The sequence below is a fragment of the Paraburkholderia sediminicola genome (assembly GCF_046027825.1).
Taxonomy (GTDB): domain Bacteria; phylum Pseudomonadota; class Gammaproteobacteria; order Burkholderiales; family Burkholderiaceae; genus Paraburkholderia; species Paraburkholderia sediminicola_D.
On the sequence record NZ_JAQQDU010000007.1, the window covers coordinates 141458 to 161410 of the forward strand.

Here is a 19953-nt window from a genome sequence, read left to right on the forward strand (position 1 = left end):
TGCGTGATCAGTAACCCATGAAAGACAGGCCTTTTAACCCTAAAAAACACGACATTTCTATTTGGCTGCCACCACGACATCTTGAAATGGCCTCGACACCCCCCTCAGATTTCGCCAGATTTCGTCAAATTGGACAGCAAGGCGCTACCGAGCACCCAGCACCATCAAAGCTCACTTGAACGGAGCCTTCTCCGGTTCAGCCGCATATTTGTCCCGAAGCGCGTTCACACAGGTAGTAAACCGCGTGCGGAAACCAACGGGATCCGTGCTCGGCGGTCTAAGTCCATCCGAAGTAACTTTCCACCCGTCAGACGTACGGGTGACGTCAAGATCGAAGGACGCGCCCTGATCGTTCTCGAGAATCACTGTCACGGGCACATCGCGGCCATCGACGCTGATGATCGCCTGGCACCCCTGGTGAAGCCGGCCCGCGGCATGCGCGTTGCTGCTGCCCAGAGGGATGTTATCCGGGACGGCGCCGTACATCCGTAGTGATTCGAATTGGGCCGGCGTTCCGGCGGTAACGAATGCGACGTCGGCCTCTGCGATCCCGTCGCTACAGCCGGTTATCAGGCTGGAAATCGCAGCCAGCATGATGCCGGCGAAAGCGCGTCGTTGATTCGCTATGTTGTGACGTAGCATGGTTGGTCCAGGAGTTCGCGGTACGTGGTCGAACCTGTCTATGTAGCCATATGTGACCGAGTCGTCAGCCTCGCTCAGTACGCGCGCTTCAAACCAGCAGCGTTGCGTGGACCGCCGTCCCGTAGCACAGCACCTCGGTGATGCCCCTCGCTATCTCGGTTGCGTCATACCGCATGCCGATGATGCCGTTTGCACCCAACTCCGCAGCCTGCGCAATCATGCGGTTGTATGCATCCTGTCGCGCTCGTTCGCACAGTGACGTGTAAAGCGTGATGTTGCCGCCGAAAATCGTCTGCAGTGATGCGCCGAACGCGCCAACGATGGATCGAGATCGAACGACGATCCCGCGAGCGACGCCGAAGGAACGCTCTATCCGGTGCCCCGGAAGCTCAAACGCCGTCGTAACCCTATGTCGCTCTATCATCGTCGTCTCAATGTTGAGTTGTCGTCTCCGACGGACCACGGACACGCTGATGGCCCGATGGCCCGTTGCTAGCTCCCGCGCTTCTGGAAGACTACTTGCGAGTCAGGCTTGTTATGCGGATTGCGCGAATCTGCTTTGAACGTGAACACGGGGCCATACGCTGGATAACGGCATTCACGCCAGAATCTTTATACCCGGTCACGGATGCCCAGCAACCGCGCTTGCCTGCGGGACCGACAATTCCTCAAAAACCGGGGAACGCCGCTTCACATCATGCTTCACATCACAGTATCGTCCGTGCTCCTGCCGTGCGCGACCAATGGTCGGCTGTGTCGCGCACGACGTTGCAGACCTGCACTCTGAATTCTGAAAAAAAGACGCTACGCCCCTTCTTCTTCGCCTCCACGTGCTCCGGATGCGTTGCCCAGGCGCGCATTCCCTCCTCCGATTCGAACTCCACGATGGTCACGCGTTCGCCATCCTCGGCAACGAAGCCCTTGTGCGAGATGTAGCCGGGCATGTCGGCTGCCAGAGCGCTCATCCGGGACGCCCACTGCCTGTACTCATCTTGAGCGTCAGGATTCAGCCTTGACCTGAAGACAGTCACGATCATTTCAATTCCTTCACAAAGCCACGCGTGCGACATTGCAGCGGGTATTGCAGAGTCTAGGTTTGGTGGTTGTTCATGTAAAATGAATAAATCGGAAGATTGTCTTCTCATTTAAAGAAAATGGACCTGACTGATCTGCGTGTATTCCAAGCTGTCGCTCATACGGGCGGCATCACTCGTGCTGCGGCATTGCTGCACAGAGTGCCGTCGAATATCACGACTCGCATTCAGCAACTGGAAAGTGATCTCGATGTGTCGCTCTTCATACGTGAGGGCAAGCGTTTTCAGCTTTCGCCACAAGGCAAGGTTCTGCTCGACTACGCGACCCGCCTGCTGGCGCTTGCCGAAGAGGCGCGTGGCGCGATGCACGATGAAGTCCCGCGTGGGGTGCTTAACCTGGGGGCAATGGAAAGCACGGCGGCCATTCGCCTTCCATCACTACTCGGGCAGATGCATGAGCGTTTTCCCGATTTATCGGTGGAACTGCGAACTGGCGCGCCCCGGCCTTTGACCGCGCGTGTCCTCGCCGGTGAACTGGACGCCGCGCTGGTCGCCGAGCCGGTTTCCGATGCGCGACTGGAGGCCATGCTCGCCTATGTCGAAGATCTGGTGATTATTGGCCCCCCGGATCATCCGCCAATCCGGTCGGCTCGCGATTTGCGCACGGGTACGCTACTGGCCTTCGAGCCAGATTGTCCACATCGTCAGCGATTGGAGGCATGGTGCGCACGCGACAATGTCGCCCCGCAACGGATTGTCGAGCTCGGTTCTTATCACGCCATCCTCGGCTGCTGCGTTGCAGGGATGGGCGTTGCGCTGATTCCCGCCGCGGTTCTCGATACCTATACCGAACGAGCCCGGCTGTCAGTGCACAAACTAAAAGGCGAATACCGTAGCGTCCGGACGCTGCTGATCTGGCGCAAAGACGCTCCGCAGCCCAAGGTCAATGCTTTGGCAAGTTTGCTGAAGGAAATCCAGCAAACATGATCAGCGCCCTTCTGCTTAATGTTCGACCTGCCCCGCTGCAATGTCCTCCAGCGACCTTCCCCGTGTCGGCACCCCCATGAGCACCACGGCCAACGCACCGGTCAGCAGCACCAGCGTCGTCGCACCGAATACCCCGGCAAAGCCCAGCCTCGGATAGACATACCCGACGAGAATAGGCGCAGCAATCGCGCCCAGTCGGCCAATGGAGGAAGCGAGCCCAGTGCCGGTCGCGCGCACGTCGGTGGGAAAAACCTCCGGGGTATAAGCATAAACGCCGGCATAGGTGCCGTTCATGAAGAACGAAAGCAGGATGCCCGACACCATGATGCCAGTATCCGTATGCGTCAACGCGAGCCCGAGCGCCGATGCGCCGCCCAATATCATGTATGACGCGATCGTAGCCTGCCGGCCGATCTTCTCGTTGAGCCACGCACCTGAAAAGTATCCCGGGATCTGTCCAAGGTAAATCACAACTGAATACGAAAAGCTCCGCGTAATCGTCATCCCGTTCTGCACCAGCAAGCCGGGAATCCACGTGAAAAAAGCGTAGTAGCTGAACGTGATGGACAGCCACATCAGCCACGTCATCGCCGTGATGCGCGCGAGCTTCGCCGACCATAACGCCTTGACGTTCGCGACGATCGAGGCCCGTCCCGCTGCGAGCGGAACGCCTCCGTCGCGCGCGGGAGGCAGCGGCTCCAACTGCATGCCCGCCGCGGTCACCTCCTCCTCCATCCGCGACACGATCGCATCGGCCTCCGCGTGCCGGTCGCGCGCCTCGAGCCAGCGTGGCGACTCAGGCAACGCGCGGCGCCACCAGAGCAGCATCACAATGGGCAGCGCAGTGATGACCATGACCGCGCGCCATGCATTAGGTGCGAGCGGGATCACCAGATAGCCAAGCAGTGCAGCCGCCACGAAGCCGAAAGAGAAAAACCCCGCGAGGCTACCCGTGAAACTCCCGCGATACCGCCGCGCCACGAACTCCGACAGAAACGGCGCGACGATGGCGCTTTCCGCGCCCGTCCCCAAGCCGGCGACAATGCGCGTCGCAAGAAAGAATCCCCAGTCATTCGCTACCGCGCTGGCAAGTGACGCCACACAATAAATCACGAGCGCGTACATCATGACCTTGCGTCGGCCGATGATATCGCCGAGCATGCCTGCGAGCATCGCGCCGGCGAAATAGCCGATGAACGTACCGCTTCCCAGCACGCCCGTCTGGACACTCGTCAGCCCCCATTGCGTGCGCAGCACCGGCAGCAGGAAAGCGAGCACGGCAGCGTCCATCGCATCGAAGGTGTAGCCGAGGCCGCCCATCAACAGCAGACGGCGGTGGAAACCTGAAAACGGCAGGCGCTCGATGCGGGCAGCAATCATCGACATGAACAGACTCCGATAGGGACTGTGGGGTACCGCTAACGCAGGGCCATACGTTCAAGCGCTTTCGAGTTCGTTGACGAAGAGCCGGCCATCCTTCATCACAAGCGGAATATGCTCGCCCTGACCTAACAGGCAATCGACAGACTTCAGCGGATTGCCGTCGACCACGAGCACATCGGCATGGGCACCCGGCATGATTCTGCCGAGTTTGTCTTGCATGCCTAGCACTTCCGCTCCGACGATGGTCGCGCTCGCGATCACCTCGGCCGGTAACAGGACGTCGGCCAGAATCCGGAACTCATCGCTTTGCAAGCGCTGTGCCTCGCCGAGCAAGTCCGTGCCGAATCCCATCTTGACCCCGGCGCGCTTCATGATTTCGATCGAGTGCAGGCCGGCGCCATGCACGTCCGCGACCTTGGCAATGCTTTCCGGCGGCAGGCCATATTTTTCGCCCTCGCTTGCAAGGGCATCGTAAGTGACAAGCGTTGGCACGACATACGCGCCGTGCTCCGCGACGAGGCGAGCGGTCTCCTCGTCAATCAGATTGCCGTGTTCGATTGTGCGCACGCCACAGCGCACCGCGCGCGCGATCGCCGCAGCCGTATAGGCATGCGCCAGCACATAGGTACCGCGCCCCTGAGCTTCGGCCACGATGGCGCGGATCTCATCTTCAGAGTAACCAAACGCGCCGACCGGATCGGTCGGTGAAGCAACCCCGCCCGAAGCCATGATCTTGATCTGGTCGGCGCCCATCTGCAGTTCCTCGCGCACGGCCCGGCGCACTTCATCGACGCCGTCCGCCACGCGGCCAAGTGCACCCACGCGCACGCAGCATCCACAGGGTGAATCGGGCGGCATGTAGTCAGAGCGGGCGCGCGGATCGGCATGACCACCCGTCTGGCTTAACGCGCGGCCGGATACGAAGAGACGTGGACCTTCGATCAGCCCTGACTCGACCGCCTGCTTGAAGGGATACCCTGCACCCCCTGCGTCACGCACGGTAGTGAAGCCGCGGCGCAGCATCGCGCGCATGATCGGCACGGCGCGCAGCGTAACCAGCACGTTAGGTAGTGTCGCGACGCGCGGCAGGTTGAACTCGATCGCAACGACATGCACATGCAGATCGATCAGACCCGGCATGATCGTTTTGCCTTTGACGTCAATGACGCGCGCGGTGCTGCTCTTGATCGGCTTGTCGGAAACTTCACGGACGAAGCCGTCTTCAATGAGGACTTCGAAGCCTTCTAGCAGATCAGGATGGGTAGGATCGAGAAGCGCGCCGTTACGGAAGAGGAAGGTGGTCAACTGTTGTCTCCTTCAGGGTTCGATCGCAGCGCCCGGCATTCGGGCCTCGGCTCGAGTATGCCGGCTAGCGTATGGAAGCGCTGCCAGGATATTCATCAGGATCGGTTTAGCAAGCTTAAAGTATGTGCGCTGACGAACACGCGGCGCGAAGCGGCACGTGTTCGTCGGTCGCCATGTTATGCTGCACCGCGATGGCTTCACGCGGGTGCCGTAAAAATGTCGAAAAAGTTTTTCCCACATATTGATCTATTGGACACCTCAGCATTAAGATGAGTGCCTTGGCGCGCGACATGCCATCCGAACGCAGGGTGACATCCCGCAGCAGCCATCCCCGAATAGATCCTGCTCGCGAAGCGAGGCCAACGGATCAGGTTCCCAGCGAAGCAACAGGCTCAGCCAGGAGACGGAGATGCTCAGTCCACATGAATTCGCGACCCTCATGCTGCTCAAGGATGCACCGGATCTGCTGAGTCTGGACGGTGCCGATCTGGAAGCGCTTCTGGACCGCCAACTCGTCACGCTGGAAAACCTCGCTTCCGGGCAACAACGTCCTCTCGTTACCGATAACGGACAGATGTTTCTGAAGGCTGCCGCTCGTATCCTGAACGACGAATGACACGTATCGCTTGATCAGTCTTACAGTCAAGGAGTGTTCCGTGGCCGAGTCTGGGACAGGAATCGTCGTAGGTCTGTGTGCGCTGAGCGCCGCCGTGCTGCTGGTTTCCGTTCACTATTGGCGCGAAACGATACGACGGCGCAAGCTCAGGCAGATGGACCATCGCGATTGCTGGGAAGTGATGCGCCACAGGCGCTGAAGGCGCCCTTCCGGTCCCGTCAATGGTCACGACATGAAGCGGTTCACGCGGATGTATACAGTACTCCTTTGTAAATTCCATTGAGCCTGGGTCCGATCCAGCAGCACTTCGTGCCCAGGCGACACATTCTGCCGGCCCTGCTCCACCGCAAACCGCTCGCCATGCACCGTGCCATCGTTTCACCGGACTCACCCAGAATCGGTCCGGTTTCAGAGAAAATGCGCGACTCCTCCCTTATTGCACCACACAATATTTAACGTGAGGCGCTGTCTGTTATCCGTCTGAAAGGCACTATAGTAGAGAGGATTTCCAGCCAGCAGAAGGAGTTCGAGTATGAAAGCACGTATGTATCTCACCGCCACAGGGATTCTGATCGCCGCATTGCTACCCGTTTCGGCCGCCCAGGCGCAGCTCGGTAACCTGCTCAACCAGAGCGGGGGTAGCGGATCGACCGGTGGCCTCGGGAGCCTCGGTGGCATGGGCAGTGCCTTGTCAGGTCAGTCATTGACCTCCGGCAGCTCCAGCAACGTCGCGGGCGTGCTGGAGTTCTGCATCAAGAACAACTATCTCAGCGGCAACGGTGCATCGTCGGTCAAGGATTCACTGATGAGCAAGCTCCCGGGTGGTTCGAGTTCAGCCTCATCCGACAGCGGCTATACCAACGGTGCCAAGGGTATCCTGAGCAGCGGCAACGGCCAGCAGTTGGACCTGAGCGGTGGCGGCCTGAAGGAACAAGCTACGAAGCAGATCTGCGACAAGATTCTCGCCCAGGGGAAATCCATGCTGTGAGCATGCATGGAGCAATGCGTCCCGCTCGGTGACGGGTTGGGTGCGTTGCGCACTGCACCCTTCCCGGCGTTTGCCGCTGGTAAGTTGCCGCCCCTCCAGCGTGGTTCGTCCGGTACGACTGCATGATCACGTCAGTGATTGCTCTCGTGCTGGACCGGCGGCGCGGCGTGATGATGGTGGTGATGGTGGTGGTGCGGCGGCGGCGGGGGCCGTACGTCATGATGATCATGGTTGTCGCCATTAGGCTGCTGCGCAAAAGTGGCAGTTGGCATCGCGAAGGCCGTCAAGAGCACACATGCCAGAACAATGTCCTTCTTCATGGATTTTCTCCAGTGAGGTGGGTTACAAGCCGGTGCGCAGCCTATTGGCGGTCGTAGCCATGGCGAGTACGAGTCACCGCCGGCAGAAACCACGATGCGCGCTCTCAGGCCGGTAGTCAACGATCTCCTGTCCTGATTGGCATCCGTAAGATGCGTTCACCTCTTCATGTTGAATCGGAGGCACCTGCCCTCGATTCGGAACGCGAGTTCCTGCCTCAGCAATTGCCTCTGCCGTAGCCAGGAAACGTGCTAGTCACGGCTTCTACGGTATCGCCGCTTCTGTGCCGGGAATGCGAGTAGACATGCAAGTTCCCTGCGGAAATAATGTCAAGCCCAAACTCGCATATGATTCATGATCAGGAGATCGCCACCATGAGTGCAGTTGAACTACTTCTCAAGATGTTCCGATATCAAGCGTGGGCTAATGGTGAGTTACTTGAGGCCATGAGCGGATTGAGCGCTGAGCGTCATCCGACGGAGCGGCATCTTGCCATCCGGCTCATGAATCATTGTCTGGTGGTGAACAGAATCTTCGCGGCGCATCTTGTTGGCGAAGACCATGACTTCTCGTCGGACAATACGCCCGACACCCCAGCGCTCGCGGAACTGCGTACTGGCTTATCGGATACGGATGCCTGGTACCTCGACTATGTGGGGACGGTTACTCCTGCCATGCTTTCCGAATCTGTACCCTTTACGTTCACAGATGGGGACAGTGGGTATATGACGCGTGAAGAAATGCTGACCCACGTCGTTACCCATGGCGGTTATCACCGTGGTGAGGTAGGACGAATTCTTGTTCAGGTTTCCAATGGATCAGAGCAAGGCATCAAATTGCCGTGGGACACCTACGCGGTGCATCTGCACAGGACAGAACCCTCGCGCCGGCTTCGTGGCCCGGCGCCTTTACCAGAGGTCGTTCATATCGAAGAACGGTGAACGGAACGACCGGCCCCTACGGGTTCGGCTCGTGATCACCGGCCTGGCACATCGCGACCAGCACACTGCAACTGACTCTGTCTAGCAGTCGGCCGTCGTTGTTGCCGGCCCACCAGCGCGCCAGTCGGGTGGCATGACGATGACCTACCACGATAAGGTCAACGTTCAGATCCTTCGCGAAAAGGGGAATCTGATCTAATGGCTCCCCGATGACGAAGTGCCCGGTTGCCCGGATTCCACGCGCGGCTAGCTTGCTCAGTCCCTCCTGAAGCAGATCTCTGGCGGCCTTCTCGACGATGTCAAGGGGCACGGCGGAGGTGATGTCTGCGCCCTGTACCCATACCGAGTGACTCAGAATGGAGAGTACGTGCGTTTCCACCGTGAGTTCTTCGACCAGCGCGGCCGCTTCTCTCAGCGCCTGCTGCCCTTCACGGGTTGCGTCATAACAAAGCAGCACACGGCCGAAACTCGACATACACCCTCCCCCTTTCACTGCGACGGCGCGGAAGGCAATCCGGCGGCGCCCGCTGTGTCTCGCCAAGAACGGCTGAGGGGCTGAACGGCTATCTGCGCGCGAATCTCTGGATTTCATTATATATCACCGAATGATATAATATGTCGCACTGACAGCGATAAATGACATGCCAACACGATCAGTGCAGCGAGTTCGCAACCTCGGGCGCGACACGTGTTACCGAGGGGCGCGCGCTACGTTCAGCGGTCTTCCCCCAATCAAACTGCAGATTCCATTCATGCAGGTTTTCAAGGGACGTTGCGTTGCTTGGCGATCATTCTGATCGGCAGCTTGCTGGAAACGTTGCACCTTGAGCGGTGGCAAGAAAATATCGGAGACAAATCATGATGGATTTATTAGTACAACTGGCCGTTTCTGCCGCGATCCTCGCGATGGTGGCTCTCGTTGTCATTATGCAAGGGCGCCGCGCGACGTTGCGGGAGAGGATTCTCCACCCTGCCGTGCGTCGGCACTGGTGGAACCGGACGCGCAACGGGCATTAGTCGCGTCGCCGCCGACGCGCTTGACTAAGGCCGTACCGTTCGTGCGCGTGACGGCTAGAGTCCCCAGAGAATGTCCGCGTCCGTTTTGCGCGCCGCCCGCATCATGTCCAGAAATGGCCAGGCGCGCTGTGAAAGTCCGCTGCCTGAATCGCGCCGGTTGCCAGGAGAGCGCTGCAGCGTTTCAAGAACAAGTTCGGCCTTGGCCTCGTCCTCGATCGCTGCTTCGAGACGGCTGATTGCGCCCGGCAACTCGTCGTGCATGATGACGCCGCGGGAGTCGAGTCGCTTACCGATCAGACCCAGCAGATACTGGGCAAGATCCCGAAGCATCACAACGTCAGGCGACGCAGTTGATTGAAAAGTGATCATCATGATGGTCGCTCCCTCCCTTATGTTGCTTGCCAGTTACCTGTCCAGTGGTTCTGCAATCACTTATATCACAACATGATTTAATTTAACAGCTACTGAGCCTGCCGGAAGGCCGCGCGTGGTACCCCAAAGCGTTCGCAACGGCGGATGGGGCACGGCCTAACCCTCCCTGCGGCTGACCCAAAGCAGCGGGATATATCACAATGCAATATAATCATGACGATTGTTTATTTCGCTTCGCGAAGGTTCCCCCTTAAGGTCATGGCCTCGCGATTGATTTCGTGCAACCCCTTTTCCGGTCAGATCTTGTTTCGATCCATCGCAATCAGCTGGTTTTCCAGCTTCATTCCCGCCCCAATGGCAGTCAAGTGGCAGGAGCGCTGGCGATCCTGCCTCGGCGCGCTGCTCGGCATCGCGTTCACGGGCGGTTCGATGCATCTTCTGCTCGGACACGCGGCGAACATTCCACTTCTCGTCGCGCCAATGGGCGCCTCGGCTGTATTACTGTTTGCTGTGCCGGCCAGTCCGCTCGCGCAGCCATGGTCCATCGTTGGTGGCAATCTCGTTTCCGCGACGATTGGCGTGACCTGTGCGAGCACGATTGCGGACCCGATTCTCGCGGCGGCCCTCGCTGTCGCCTTGTCGATCTGCGGCATGTTCGCGCTCCGGTGTGTTCATCCGCCTTCGGGGGCTGTTGCGTTGACGGCGGTGCTGGGCGGGCCCACGGTGCATGCGCTAGGCTACACGTTCGTGCTTGAGCCGATCGCCGTGCAATCGATCGCCTTGCTCGTTGCGGCGATTCTCTACCATGCCGCCACCGGTCATCGCTATCCGCACGCCGGCCGCCAGAACCGGGTCAATGCGGGCTCACCCGCCGAGGAAGCGTCGCGTTCGGGCTTCAGTAGAGCGGATCTCGAAGCGGTTCTGCAAAGACGCAGCGAAATGCTGGACATCGATCCGGACGACCTCGAGTCACTGCTGCGCGAGACGCAGCTTCAGGCCTTCTCGCGCACCTTCAATGAACTAACGTGCGCGGACATCATGTCACGTCACGTAGTGACGGTGGCGCCGGACACCCGGACCGCGACCGCCTGGGGGCAACTCAAACGCAATCATGTGAAAGCCCTGCCTGTCGTCGATTCGGCGCGCAGGCTGCTCGGCATCGTGACCCGCGCGGATCTGCTCGACAAGCGAGCACTCGGAAAGTCTTCCTCCATCGCTAGCTACTTCGACGGCTGGCTGCGTCGAGATCCACTTTCCGCGCCAAATGTCGGCTCAGTGATGAGCACGGAAGTCTGCACGGTCGAGGCGGCATCGCCGATTGTCGACCTCGTGCCAATGTTCGCGAACTACGGCCACCACCATATTCCAGTACTCGATGCCGCGGGTCAGGTGGTCGGCATGATTACGCAGGTGGATCTGATTTCCGGCCTGTATCGCCAAACCTTCGCGAAGGGCAAGCAGGCGGCATGACGACGGCACACCATCGCTACGGCCTACCCACGATTATTTATATCACTCTGTGATATAATTGCCGTTTTTGCGTTGGCAGACATCCAATGAAAGAACGGAATCGCGGGCTGCGCAAGGCCGACTTCGAACAGCTGTCGGAATTTCGCTATCAGATGCGGCGCTTTGAACGTTTCTCGGAGCAAGCCGCCCAGAGCGAAGGCATCACGCCGCTGCAATATTTGCTGCTGCTGCACATCAAGGGCTATCCGGAACGCGATTGGGCAACGGTTGGGGAACTGGCGGAGCGCCTTCAGGCGCAGCACCACGGTGTCGTTGCGCTGGTGTCCCGGTGTGAGGCACTCAATCTGGTCCGTCGTCAGGTTAGCGAAACGGACCGTCGTCAGGTTGAGGTCCACCTTGAAAAAGCGGGTGAAAAGGTACTGGCAAAACTGGCGGAACTGCATCGTGCCGAGCTCAAATCGCTCGAAGGTGCGTTCCAGGTTCCACAGATCGACTTTGAGTAATGATGAGCACGGATTCCCACAAGCGCGATTTTGCAGCTAATGCGCGGCTGCCCGGCATGTGTGTACTTGCCGCCTGCATCGGCGCCGTCAGCACGCTTGCCGCATTCGTATTACTGAACCTGATTCATTTATTCACCAATCTGTTTTTCTTTGGCGTTCTGTCGTTTGCGGACCGCTCACCGGCCCACAACACGCTCGGCGCCTGGGTGATCCTGGTGCCCGTGGCCGGCGGTTTGATCGTCGGCCTGATGGCGCGGTATGGCTCCGAAAAAATCCGTGGACATGGCATTCCGGAAGCGATTGAAGCGATCCTGTTCGGCAAGAGCAAGATGTCGCCGAAAGTCGCGATACTGAAACCGCTGTCGTCCGGCATTGTGATCGGCAGCGGCGGCCCATTCGGTGCCGAAGGCCCGATCATCATGACGGGTGGCGCACTCGGCTCACTGATTGCTCAATGCGTGAAAGTGACATCGGCGGAGCGCAAAACACTGCTGGTCGCCGGCGCCGCAGCGGGCATGACCGCCGTGTTCGGTACGCCCGTGGCCGCCGTGTTGCTGGCCGTCGAGTTGCTGCTGTTCGAATGGCGGCCGCGCAGCTTCCTGCCCGTTGCGCTTGCCTGTGCCGTAGCCGGTTTCGCACGCGCCGCATTCTTTGGCACCGGGCCGCTGTTTCCGCTTGAGACGGGCGCGCCTGACGGCTGGTCGCTGATCTCGTGCATCATTGCAGGACTGCTTTCTGGCGCACTGACTTCAGGCCTTTCCGCTGCCTTGTACAAGACGGAAGATCTGTTTGGCAAGTTGCCCATTCACTGGATGTGGTGGCCTGCGCTCGGTGGCGTCATCGTCGGCATTGGCGGATTCATCGAGCCACGCGCACTCGGCGTCGGCTACGACGTCATCGGCGATCTGCTTCATCAGAATATAGCCGTACAGATCGCGCTCGCATTGCTGGCCGTCAAGGCCGTCATGTGGGTGGTTGCGCTGGGATCGGGAACGTCCGGCGGTGTTCTCGCGCCGTTGCTGATGCTAGGCGCCGGGCTCGGAACGGTGCTTGCCCACCGTCTGCCCGGCAATCAACCGGCGCTGTGGCCGCTAGTCTGCATGGCTGCCACGCTTGGCGCGACACTGGGTGCGCCACTGACTGCGATCGTATTCGCGTTCGGCCTCACGCACGACAGCAATGCGCTGTTGCCGCTTCTGACCGCCACACTGGTTGCGCACGGATTCTCGACTGTGGTGATGCGCCGCTCGATCATGACTGAAAAGATCGCGCGGCGCGGATATCACATCTATCGGGAGTACGGTGTTGACCCGCTAGAGCGTCACTATGTCGACGAAGTCATGACGGCCTCTGTCGAATCGATCGATGCGGGAATGACAGTCACCGAGGTGCTTGCGACGTACTTTGGCGACACGCAGACGCGTCGTGCTTACCCGGTGTCGCGAGAGGGGGCGGTACTTGGCATGGTCGACCGGATGCTGCTTCAGCAACTCTGTCACGATGGCTCAGGATCCCAAGCCCACCTGAGTCTGGCTGACGTGCTGCAGCGGCGGCCCCCCGCCTATGCATTGCCCGACGAAACGTGCAGGCTCGTCGCTACGAGGCTGGCCGTACATGGCCTCGAACGTTTGCCTGTCGTTGCTGACCGGGAAACGATGCGCCTCGTTGGGATCGTATCGCGTAGCGATCTGATCAAACCGTCGCTCAGCCATTTTGAAGAAGAGCACAAGAAGGAGCGCTTCCGCCGGATCACGCCAGCGCTTCGAAAGCGGTACTGGTCGCGCAGCGGCTAGCAACCCACTGGACCGTTCGTTGAGCCGCTCTCCGTGCCCGCTTAGGCACTGCGCGCGGGCGAGGCGTTGCCCAACCGACGCCCAGGCTCGGGTATGATCTGACGCTGCTTTGATCCACCGGTAAAGCGAAGGCCGAATGACATTGGCCTTCCGCCTCGATTCCGGCACGACAGCCAAACCATGCCCCTGCACAACGCGGACTCCGACGCGCCTCCCGATCTGCCCGCGCGCAGTTCGCCGTGGATGCTCTTCTGCATTTTTTTACGGCTCGGGCTGACCTCGTTCGGTGGCCCTGCCGCGCATCTCGGTTACTTTCGCGACGAGTTCGTCAAACGCCGCGGCTGGCTCGACGAGCACACGTTCAGCGACGTGGTCGCGCTGTGCCAGTTTCTGCCGGGGCCCGGCAGCAGCCAGGTCGGCATCGCAATCGGCCGTTTTCGTGGCGGCATCGCTGGCGCGCTGGCGGCCTGGCTCGGCTTCACGTTGCCATCAGTGCTGCTGATGGTCGCCTTCGCCTACGGTTTCACGCATCTGGCGGATGCGAGCGCGCTTCATCTGCTGCGTGGCCTGAAGCTCGCGGCGGTCGCCGTCGTCGCGCAGGCGGTCTGGTCGATGGGACGCACGCTCTGCCCCGACCGTGCCCGCGTCACCATCGCGGCGGCGTCGGCCATCGCGGTGATCGTGCTCGGTGCGGCTTACGGGCAGATCGCTGCGATTGTCGTGGCGGGGATGGCCGGCGCCCTGCTTCTGAAATCGTCGACCGAGGTGCCGCGCGCCCCACTCGGCATGCCCGGTACCAGGGCCGGCGCTTTCGTCTGTCTCGCGATTTTCGTGCTGTTGCTAATCGGTCTGCCTGCCGCGGCCGCCTTGCTGCATGCCTATCCGCTCGAGCTGTTCGCGGCGTTCTACCGGGTCGGTTCGCTGGTGTTCGGCGGCGGCCATGTCGTGCTGCCTCTACTGGAAGCGGTCGTGGTGCCGCGCGGCTGGCTCTCGGCCAATGCCTTCATGGCCGGCTACGGCGCAGCCCAGGCGATACCGGGTCCGCTGTTCACGTTCGCGGCTTTTCTCGGCGCCGCCAGCACCGGTTATCCGGCGGGAATCCCCGGTGCGCTGATCGCCACCGTCGCAATCTTTCTGCCGTCGTTTCTCCTGGTCGGCGCGGCGTTGCCGTTGTGGGGCGAGTTGCGCGCGTTCGCGTCGATGCGCCGGGCGATGGCCGGTATCAACGCCGCTGTGGTCGGCATTCTGCTCGCCGCGCTCTACGATCCGGTGTGGACCAGCGCGGTTCACAGCGGGCGCGATTTCGCGCTGGTCGTCGTGGCGCTCGCGATGCTTGGCTGGTGGCGCGTGCCTTCATGGGCCGTGGTGCTGCTCACGGCGCTGCTTGCGTGGTGGGTTATCTGAACCAACCAGACCGCTTCATCGGTGCTGATAGTCCCGCTAACTTTGATCGCTTTCCGGGCACTATGATCTGATCTGTAGCCGTAGCGGCTGGCCGGAAAATAGCCCCTGCCAATCGTTCACTCACCCTCAAGGAGCATCTCATGAGCAAGATCGCCATCATCGGTGCCAGCGGCAACGTCGGCACGCAACTCGTCGCCGAAGCACTCCGCCGCAATTACACGGTGACCGCTATTGTGCGCGATCCGTCGAAACTCGGCCAGCGCCCCGGTCTCGAATTGAAGGCTGTGGATTTGCACGATGAGCAGGCGCTGCAGAGCGCCCTTGCCGGACAGAGCGTTGTGATTAGCTCGGTCCGCTTCAACGGTCTGAACCCTGCGGCGATCATCGACCCGGTCAAGGCCGCACACGTCCCACGTCTGATCGTGGTTGGTGGCGCGGCGAGCCTGGACGTGGCGCCAGGCAAGCGGCTGCTCGATTCGCCGCACTTCCCTGCCGCTTATAAAGCCGAAGCGACCGCAGGCGCCGCTTTCCTCGACACGTTGCGGCAGGAGCGCGAGCTGGACTGGACGTTCATTTCGCCGTCGGCCGAATTCGTGGACGGCGAGCGCACCGGCCATTTCCGGCTCGGCCACGACGATCTGCTCACCGACGCGAACGGCCGCAGCTGGATCAGCTATCAGGACTATGCGATCGCCTTGTTCGACGAAGTGGAAAAGCCGGCTCATTCGCGCCAGCGTTTCACAGTCGGCTACTGAGAGACGCTGCATTCACACCTTACATTTCGTCATGCTATGATGCGAATCATTCTCATTCGCAAGTGCGCCGCATCTACCGATCCGGCGCGCACCGTAGCCCATGGCGGCAAACGAATCGGCCCTGCATCACGAGATGCAGGCGCTCTACAAGACTCATCACGGTTGGCTCCACGCGTGGCTGCGTAAGAAGCTCGGCTGCGCGCATCGTGCAGCCGACCTCGCGCACGACACGTTCGTACGTCTGCTCGCCCGCGATGAACCGCTCGGTCTGGAAGAGCCGCGGGCGTTCCTGACGACGGTCGCGCAACGCGTGATGGCCAACTACTGGCGCCGTGAGCAGATCGAGCGTGCGTACCTGGAAGCGTTGGCGCTAGTGCCCGAGCGTTTCGCGCCCTCGCCTGAGGAACGTGCGCTGCTTCTGGAAGCGCTGTGCGAAATCGACAGTCTGCTGGAGCGGCTGCCGGTCGCTGTCAAAACTGCTTTCCTGCTGGCCCAGCTCGACGGTTTGAGCCATGCCGAGATTGCCGCCCAACTGAAGCTTTCCATCTCGACCGTGAAACGCCACCTGGTGCGTGCCGGCGCGCAGTGTTTCTTTGCGCTGAGCGCGGCCTGACGGATCGACGGATTGACGGATGAACACGAGCGCGAGACCCGATATTCCGCAGCACATCGCCCTGCGCGCCGTGGAGTGGTGGATGGAACTGCAATCCCGCGACAACACCCGCTCGCAGCAACTCGGGTTGGCGCGCTGGCGCGCTGAACATCCCGATCACGAACGCGCATGGCAACACATCTGCAGCGTCAGCAGCCGCTTCAAGGGCCTCGCTGAAGAAACCATAGGCAACGTAGGCGCAGGCCGCGCGGCCGTCGCACGCGCCGCGCTGACACGCCCCGGCTCGGCGAGACGGCGCGCGAGCGTCAAGGTCCTCACAACCCTGTTGTTCGCCGGCAGCGCGACATGGATCGCCAGTGAACACGTGCCGTGGCGCGCGTGGAGCGCCGATGCGCGCACCGCGCTCGGCGAGCGTCGCACCATCACACTGGCTGACGGCACCCGCATGACGCTGAACACCGACAGCGCGGTCGATATCCGCTTCAGCAGCACGGAGCGGCGTGTGCGTCTGATCAAAGGCGAAATCATAGTCGCGACCGGTCACAACAACGGTGAACGGAGGCCGTTCATCGTCGAGACCGCGCAAGGCAGTTTGCAGCCCTTAGGCACGCGCTTTGGCGTCAGACAGCAAAGCGCACTCTGCCGCCTGGATGTGTTCGAAGGCGCCGTGCGGATCAGTCCACTCGACGCACCCGGTCTGGCGCCGATCGTCCCTGCCGGTCAACGCGCCCGCTTTACACGCAACGATGTCAGCGCGGTCGAGCCAATCAGCGAGAACGACGCGGCATGGACGGATGGCTTGATCGTCGCGAGCGGCATGCGGCTAGGCGATTTCGTGAGCGAACTCGACCGCTACCGCGCGGGGCATTTGAGCTGCGATCCCTCTGTGGCCGGCCTGCGGCTCTCAGGCACCTTTCCGCTTAGCGACACTGACCGCGTACTGGACACCGTGGCGAGAACACTGCCGATCGAGGTGGTCTTCATCACACGCTACTGGGGCACCGTGCGCGCGGCGCGCGCCTAGAACCGACGTGCGCCACCGGCGCTGAAAAAACTTTCGGCTGTTGTGAGCTGTTTTCGAATCTCGCGTGACAAGGGAGATGAGAGCAACACATCGTCTACCTTCCTGCGAGCTTTGAACATGGGACAGCATCGAAAGACCGGCGCCGGCAACGGCAACCGGGGCAGCAGCCGTGGCCGTCGCGGCGCTTTGTGCGTACGACAACCGGCATACCTGGCGAGGCATCTTGCGACGGCCGCGTTGATCTCGGCGGGACTACCGTTTAACGTCGCGCTGGCAGCCGATGTGCCGCCCGCTGCAGAGGCGCCGGCGCGCAAGAGCTACGACATTCCGGCCGGCCCGCTCGAAGCGGCGCTCAATCGCTTCGGACGCGAGAGCGGCCTACTGTTGTCGTTCCCCGCGGCGCTGACGGCTGGGCGCACGAGTGAAGGCCTGCAGGGCGATTACGACCTGCCACAAGGCTTCGATCGAATCCTGCGCGGCACGGGACTCGGCGCGGTGCACCAGTCCAATGGCAGCTATACGCTCGTGCAGCGCGCTGAATCCGCAGCGGACAACAGCAACCCGCACGACACCACCCTTCCCGCCGTGACCATCAACTCGACGATCGTGAAAGCCGGCAGTTACCGGCCGCCTGTCGACGCGGTGGTGACGCGTTCAGATACGTCGGCGCTCGACACGGCCCAGGCCGTCAACATCGTGCCGAAGCAGGTATTGAGCGACCAGCGTCCGCGCAATCTGGACGACGCGCTCGCCAACGTGAGCGGCATCGTGCAAGGCAATACGCTGGCGGGCACGCAGGACACCTTGCTCAAGCGCGGCTTCGGCGGCAATCGCGACGGCTCGATCATGCACAACGGCATGCCGCTCGTGCAGGGACGTGCGCTGAACGCGGCCGCGGACAGCGTCGAAGTGCTCAAGGGTCCGACTTCGCTGTTGTACGGGATCATGGACCCAGGTGGCGTCGTCAACGTGGTCAGCAAGCAGCCTTTGCTCACGCCGTACCACGCGATTTCCGTGCTCGGCTCGACCTACGGACACGGCCGCAGCGGTGCGGGCGCGACGCTCGATACGACTGGGCCAATCGGCGATTCGCGCCTCGCCTACCGGCTGGTTGTCGATCAAACCGACGAACAATACTGGCGCAACTTCGGCGAACATCGCGAGACACTCGTCGCGCCATCGTTCGCGTGGAACGGACGCGACACGCAGGTGGTGGTGTCGTACGAATATCGCAAGTTTCTCTATCCGTTCGACCGCGGCACGGCGCTCGACCCGAAGACTAACAAGCCGCTCGCCGTCTCGAGCCGCGAACGTCTCGACGAACCGTTCAACGAAATGGACGGCGAATCGAACCTCGCGCAGATCAGCGTCGATCATCAGATTAACGCTAACTGGAAGGCGCACTTCGGCTACAGCTACAACCGCGAGCGCTACGACGCGGGCCAGTTGCGCGTGCAAGGCATCAACAGCACGACCGGTGCCGTGTCGCGCAGCAACGATGCCACGCATGGTGCGCTTAGCACGGACAGCTACGCGATCGCCTATGTGGACGGCCATTTCGACATCGCTGGTTTGCGCAACGATTTGCAGGTTGGCGTCGACGACGAATACCGCCGCATCTATCGCAAAGACCTGTTGCGCCAGGCCACGAAATATCCGTTCAACTATTTCCACCCGGTCTACGGCCTGGAGAGCCCGTCGACCACCGTGTCGGCGAGCGACAGTGATCAGACCGACACGCTGCACGACCGCTCGCTCTTCCTTCAGGACAGTTTGCATCTCACCGACAAGTGGATTCTGATCGGCGGCGCGCGTTTTCTAAGCTACAACCAGCTCGCGGGAAAGGGTCGTCCGTTTGTCGTCAACACCGACATCAACGGCACCAAGTGGCTGCCGCGCGCGGGCGTGATCTACAAATGGACCGACACGGTATCGCTGTACGGAAGCTATACACAATCGCTCAAGCCGACCTCGACGATCGCGCCGCTCGGCTCCGGCGTGGTCATCGATTCGTCGGTGCAGCCTGAGGAAGCAACCTCGTGGGAGCTCGGCGCCAAAGTGGCGATGCCCAGCGGCCTGAGCGGCACGCTGGCGATTTTCAACATCGACAAGAAGAACGTGCTGGTGCAGCAATACAACGACACCACCAAACAGACCGACTGGCGCACGGCCGGCAAGGCACGCTCGCGCGGCGTGGAGCTCGACGTGGCCGGCCAGATCGGCCAGCACTGGAGCGTGATCGCGAGCTACGCGTACATTGACGCGAAGACCACCGAGGACCCGCTTTACGCCGGCAAGCGCCTGTGGAATGCACCGCAGAACACGGCGTCGCTCGCCGCGGTGTACGACTTCGGCACGATCTTCGGCGGCGACCAGTTGCGCGTCGGCGCAGGTGCGCATTACGTCGGCCCACGCCCGGGCGACTCGGCCAATAGTTTCACGCTGCCGGCCTATACCGTCGCCGACGCCTTCGCGACCTACGAGACGAAACTCGGCAATCGCCATCTGTCGTTCCAGCTCAACGTGAAGAATCTGTTCAACAAGACCTACTACCCATCGAGCGCGAACAGGTACTTCGTAGCGGTTGGCGACGCGCGTCAGGTTTCTTTGCTGTCGACGCTGGAGTTCTAAGCGACTGCGCCGGCACTGCGTGTCAGGCCTGCACGTTCAATTGATCAACATGAGATTCGAACCGTTTTGACATGCCCCTACCTGAAGAGGCTGTCGCAAAAGCCCTCGGGTCCATACAATACTGCCTGGAACGAAACGGCAGGAAGCCACGATGAGT

Annotated in this window: 20 protein-coding genes; 12 read left to right on the forward strand and 8 right to left on the reverse strand. The window is 61.0% G+C overall.

What is annotated here, in order from left to right; genetic code table 11:
• Window positions 1-171: 171 nt before the first annotated feature.
• From PQQ96_RS06055 to PQQ96_RS06065, 3 genes are all read right to left on the reverse strand, one after another.
• The gene (locus tag PQQ96_RS06055; protein WP_408289993.1) at window positions 172-594 is read right to left on the reverse strand and encodes a hypothetical protein; all 423 of its coding nucleotides are present in this window, start codon (window positions 592-594) and stop codon (window positions 172-174) included.
• A gap of 136 nt (window positions 595-730) precedes the next feature.
• Window positions 731-1066, reverse strand: a complete 336-nt coding sequence (locus PQQ96_RS06060) for a YbjQ family protein (RefSeq protein ID WP_408289995.1) — start codon at window positions 1064-1066, stop codon at window positions 731-733.
• Window positions 1067-1349: 283 nt separating this feature from the next.
• A complete protein-coding gene (locus PQQ96_RS06065; RefSeq protein WP_408289996.1) occupies window positions 1350-1679 on the reverse strand; it encodes an antibiotic biosynthesis monooxygenase family protein in 330 nt (109 codons plus the stop codon).
• Window positions 1680-1796: 117 nt separating this feature from the next.
• Between PQQ96_RS06065 and PQQ96_RS06070 the strand changes: the two genes are divergently transcribed.
• Window positions 1797-2663: a LysR family transcriptional regulator gene (locus tag PQQ96_RS06070; protein ID WP_408289997.1), complete on the forward strand. Its 867-nt coding sequence runs from the start codon at window positions 1797-1799 to the stop codon at window positions 2661-2663.
• A 15-nt stretch (window positions 2664-2678) separates the two neighbouring features.
• Here the strand turns inward: PQQ96_RS06070 and PQQ96_RS06075 are convergent, their stop codons facing one another.
• Both PQQ96_RS06075 and PQQ96_RS06080 read right to left on the reverse strand, forming a co-directional pair.
• Entirely contained in the window at window positions 2679-4049 is a 1371-nt protein-coding gene (locus tag PQQ96_RS06075; RefSeq protein WP_408289999.1) for an MFS transporter, read from the reverse strand.
• 51 nt (window positions 4050-4100) lie between these two features.
• Window positions 4101-5351 carry a metal-dependent hydrolase family protein gene (locus PQQ96_RS06080; RefSeq protein WP_408290001.1) on the reverse strand — a complete coding sequence of 417 codons (1251 nt, stop codon included), beginning with the start codon at window positions 5349-5351 and terminating at the stop codon, window positions 4101-4103.
• Between the two features lie 409 nt (window positions 5352-5760).
• Here PQQ96_RS06080 and PQQ96_RS06085 point away from each other — a divergent pair, with 409 nt between their 5' ends.
• Window positions 5761-5967, forward strand: a complete 207-nt coding sequence (locus PQQ96_RS06085; protein ID WP_408290003.1) for a hypothetical protein — start codon at window positions 5761-5763, stop codon at window positions 5965-5967.
• A 532-nt stretch (window positions 5968-6499) separates the two neighbouring features.
• Entirely contained in the window at window positions 6500-6955 is a 456-nt protein-coding gene (locus tag PQQ96_RS06090) for a YjjA family protein (protein ID WP_408290005.1), read from the forward strand.
• Window positions 6956-7086: 131 nt separating this feature from the next.
• On the opposite strand, the gene PQQ96_RS06095 is transcribed toward PQQ96_RS06090, so the two are convergent.
• Entirely contained in the window at window positions 7087-7275 is a 189-nt protein-coding gene (locus tag PQQ96_RS06095) for a hypothetical protein (RefSeq protein ID WP_408290006.1), read from the reverse strand.
• 372 nt (window positions 7276-7647) lie between these two features.
• Here PQQ96_RS06095 and PQQ96_RS06100 point away from each other — a divergent pair, with 372 nt between their 5' ends.
• A complete protein-coding gene (locus PQQ96_RS06100; protein WP_408290008.1) occupies window positions 7648-8214 on the forward strand; it encodes a DinB family protein in 567 nt (188 codons plus the stop codon).
• Between the two features lie 16 nt (window positions 8215-8230).
• Here PQQ96_RS06100 and PQQ96_RS06105 read toward each other — a convergent pair whose 3' ends face one another.
• Both PQQ96_RS06105 and PQQ96_RS06110 read right to left on the reverse strand, forming a co-directional pair.
• Window positions 8231-8689: a universal stress protein gene (locus PQQ96_RS06105; protein WP_408290009.1), complete on the reverse strand. Its 459-nt coding sequence runs from the start codon at window positions 8687-8689 to the stop codon at window positions 8231-8233.
• 596 nt (window positions 8690-9285) lie between these two features.
• Window positions 9286-9603, reverse strand: a complete 318-nt coding sequence (locus PQQ96_RS06110; RefSeq protein WP_408290011.1) for a DUF1840 domain-containing protein — start codon at window positions 9601-9603, stop codon at window positions 9286-9288.
• Between the two features lie 303 nt (window positions 9604-9906).
• On the opposite strand from PQQ96_RS06110, the gene PQQ96_RS06115 reads away from it, so the two are divergent.
• The 8 genes from PQQ96_RS06115 (at window position 9907) to PQQ96_RS06150 (ending at window position 19796) form a co-directional block, all read left to right on the forward strand.
• Window positions 9907-11073 (forward strand): HPP family protein, encoded by a 1167-nt coding sequence (locus tag PQQ96_RS06115; protein WP_408290013.1) that lies wholly within the window; start codon window positions 9907-9909, stop codon window positions 11071-11073.
• A gap of 86 nt (window positions 11074-11159) precedes the next feature.
• On the forward strand, window positions 11160-11576 hold the full coding sequence (locus PQQ96_RS06120; RefSeq protein ID WP_408290015.1) for a MarR family winged helix-turn-helix transcriptional regulator: 417 nt from the start codon (window positions 11160-11162) through the stop codon (window positions 11574-11576).
• A gap of 2 nt (window positions 11577-11578) precedes the next feature.
• Complete coding sequence (locus tag PQQ96_RS06125) at window positions 11579-13369, forward strand: chloride channel protein (RefSeq protein WP_408290016.1); 1791 nt, start codon at window positions 11579-11581, stop codon at window positions 13367-13369.
• Between the two features lie 180 nt (window positions 13370-13549).
• Window positions 13550-14773: a chromate efflux transporter gene (gene chrA / locus PQQ96_RS06130; RefSeq protein ID WP_408290018.1), complete on the forward strand. Its 1224-nt coding sequence runs from the start codon at window positions 13550-13552 to the stop codon at window positions 14771-14773.
• 140 nt (window positions 14774-14913) lie between these two features.
• Window positions 14914-15528 carry an NAD(P)-dependent oxidoreductase gene (locus tag PQQ96_RS06135; RefSeq protein WP_408290020.1) on the forward strand — a complete coding sequence of 205 codons (615 nt, stop codon included), beginning with the start codon at window positions 14914-14916 and terminating at the stop codon, window positions 15526-15528.
• A 100-nt stretch (window positions 15529-15628) separates the two neighbouring features.
• Window positions 15629-16141 carry a sigma-70 family RNA polymerase sigma factor gene (locus tag PQQ96_RS06140; RefSeq protein WP_408290021.1) on the forward strand — a complete coding sequence of 171 codons (513 nt, stop codon included), beginning with the start codon at window positions 15629-15631 and terminating at the stop codon, window positions 16139-16141.
• Between the two features lie 19 nt (window positions 16142-16160).
• Window positions 16161-17165, forward strand: a complete 1005-nt coding sequence (locus PQQ96_RS06145; protein ID WP_408290022.1) for a FecR domain-containing protein — start codon at window positions 16161-16163, stop codon at window positions 17163-17165.
• 117 nt (window positions 17166-17282) lie between these two features.
• Complete coding sequence (locus PQQ96_RS06150; RefSeq protein ID WP_408290024.1) at window positions 17283-19796, forward strand: TonB-dependent siderophore receptor; 2514 nt, start codon at window positions 17283-17285, stop codon at window positions 19794-19796.
• Window positions 19797-19953 lie beyond the last annotated feature (157 nt).

Bases quoted from the DNA above. Each gene is read 5' to 3' on its own strand.
- PQQ96_RS06135 (WP_408290020.1), top strand. From the start codon at position 14,914: ATGAGCAAGATCGCCATCATCGGTGCCAGCGGCAACGTCGGCACGCAA.
- PQQ96_RS06090 (WP_408290005.1), top strand. From the start codon at position 6,500: ATGAAAGCACGTATGTATCTCACCGCCACAGGGATTCTGATCGCCGCA.
- PQQ96_RS06075 (WP_408289999.1), bottom strand. From the start codon at position 4,049: ATGTCGATGATTGCTGCCCGCATCGAGCGCCTGCCGTTTTCAGGTTTC.
- PQQ96_RS06055 (WP_408289993.1), bottom strand. From the start codon at position 594: ATGCTGGCTGCGATTTCCAGCCTGATAACCGGCTGTAGCGACGGGATC.
- PQQ96_RS06150 (WP_408290024.1), top strand. From the start codon at position 17,283: ATGGGACAGCATCGAAAGACCGGCGCCGGCAACGGCAACCGGGGCAGC.
- PQQ96_RS06070 (WP_408289997.1), top strand. From the start codon at position 1,797: ATGGACCTGACTGATCTGCGTGTATTCCAAGCTGTCGCTCATACGGGC.
- PQQ96_RS06100 (WP_408290008.1), top strand. From the start codon at position 7,648: ATGAGTGCAGTTGAACTACTTCTCAAGATGTTCCGATATCAAGCGTGG.
- PQQ96_RS06125 (WP_408290016.1), top strand. From the start codon at position 11,579: ATGAGCACGGATTCCCACAAGCGCGATTTTGCAGCTAATGCGCGGCTG.
- PQQ96_RS06065 (WP_408289996.1), bottom strand. From the start codon at position 1,679: ATGATCGTGACTGTCTTCAGGTCAAGGCTGAATCCTGACGCTCAAGAT.
- PQQ96_RS06110 (WP_408290011.1), bottom strand. From the start codon at position 9,603: ATGATGATCACTTTTCAATCAACTGCGTCGCCTGACGTTGTGATGCTT.
- PQQ96_RS06140 (WP_408290021.1), top strand. From the start codon at position 15,629: ATGGCGGCAAACGAATCGGCCCTGCATCACGAGATGCAGGCGCTCTAC.
- PQQ96_RS06085 (WP_408290003.1), top strand. From the start codon at position 5,761: ATGCTCAGTCCACATGAATTCGCGACCCTCATGCTGCTCAAGGATGCA.
- PQQ96_RS06095 (WP_408290006.1), bottom strand. From the start codon at position 7,275: ATGAAGAAGGACATTGTTCTGGCATGTGTGCTCTTGACGGCCTTCGCG.
- chrA (WP_408290018.1), top strand. From the start codon at position 13,550: ATGCCCCTGCACAACGCGGACTCCGACGCGCCTCCCGATCTGCCCGCG.
- PQQ96_RS06120 (WP_408290015.1), top strand. From the start codon at position 11,160: ATGAAAGAACGGAATCGCGGGCTGCGCAAGGCCGACTTCGAACAGCTG.
- PQQ96_RS06145 (WP_408290022.1), top strand. From the start codon at position 16,161: ATGAACACGAGCGCGAGACCCGATATTCCGCAGCACATCGCCCTGCGC.
- PQQ96_RS06105 (WP_408290009.1), bottom strand. From the start codon at position 8,689: ATGTCGAGTTTCGGCCGTGTGCTGCTTTGTTATGACGCAACCCGTGAA.
- PQQ96_RS06060 (WP_408289995.1), bottom strand. From the start codon at position 1,066: ATGATAGAGCGACATAGGGTTACGACGGCGTTTGAGCTTCCGGGGCAC.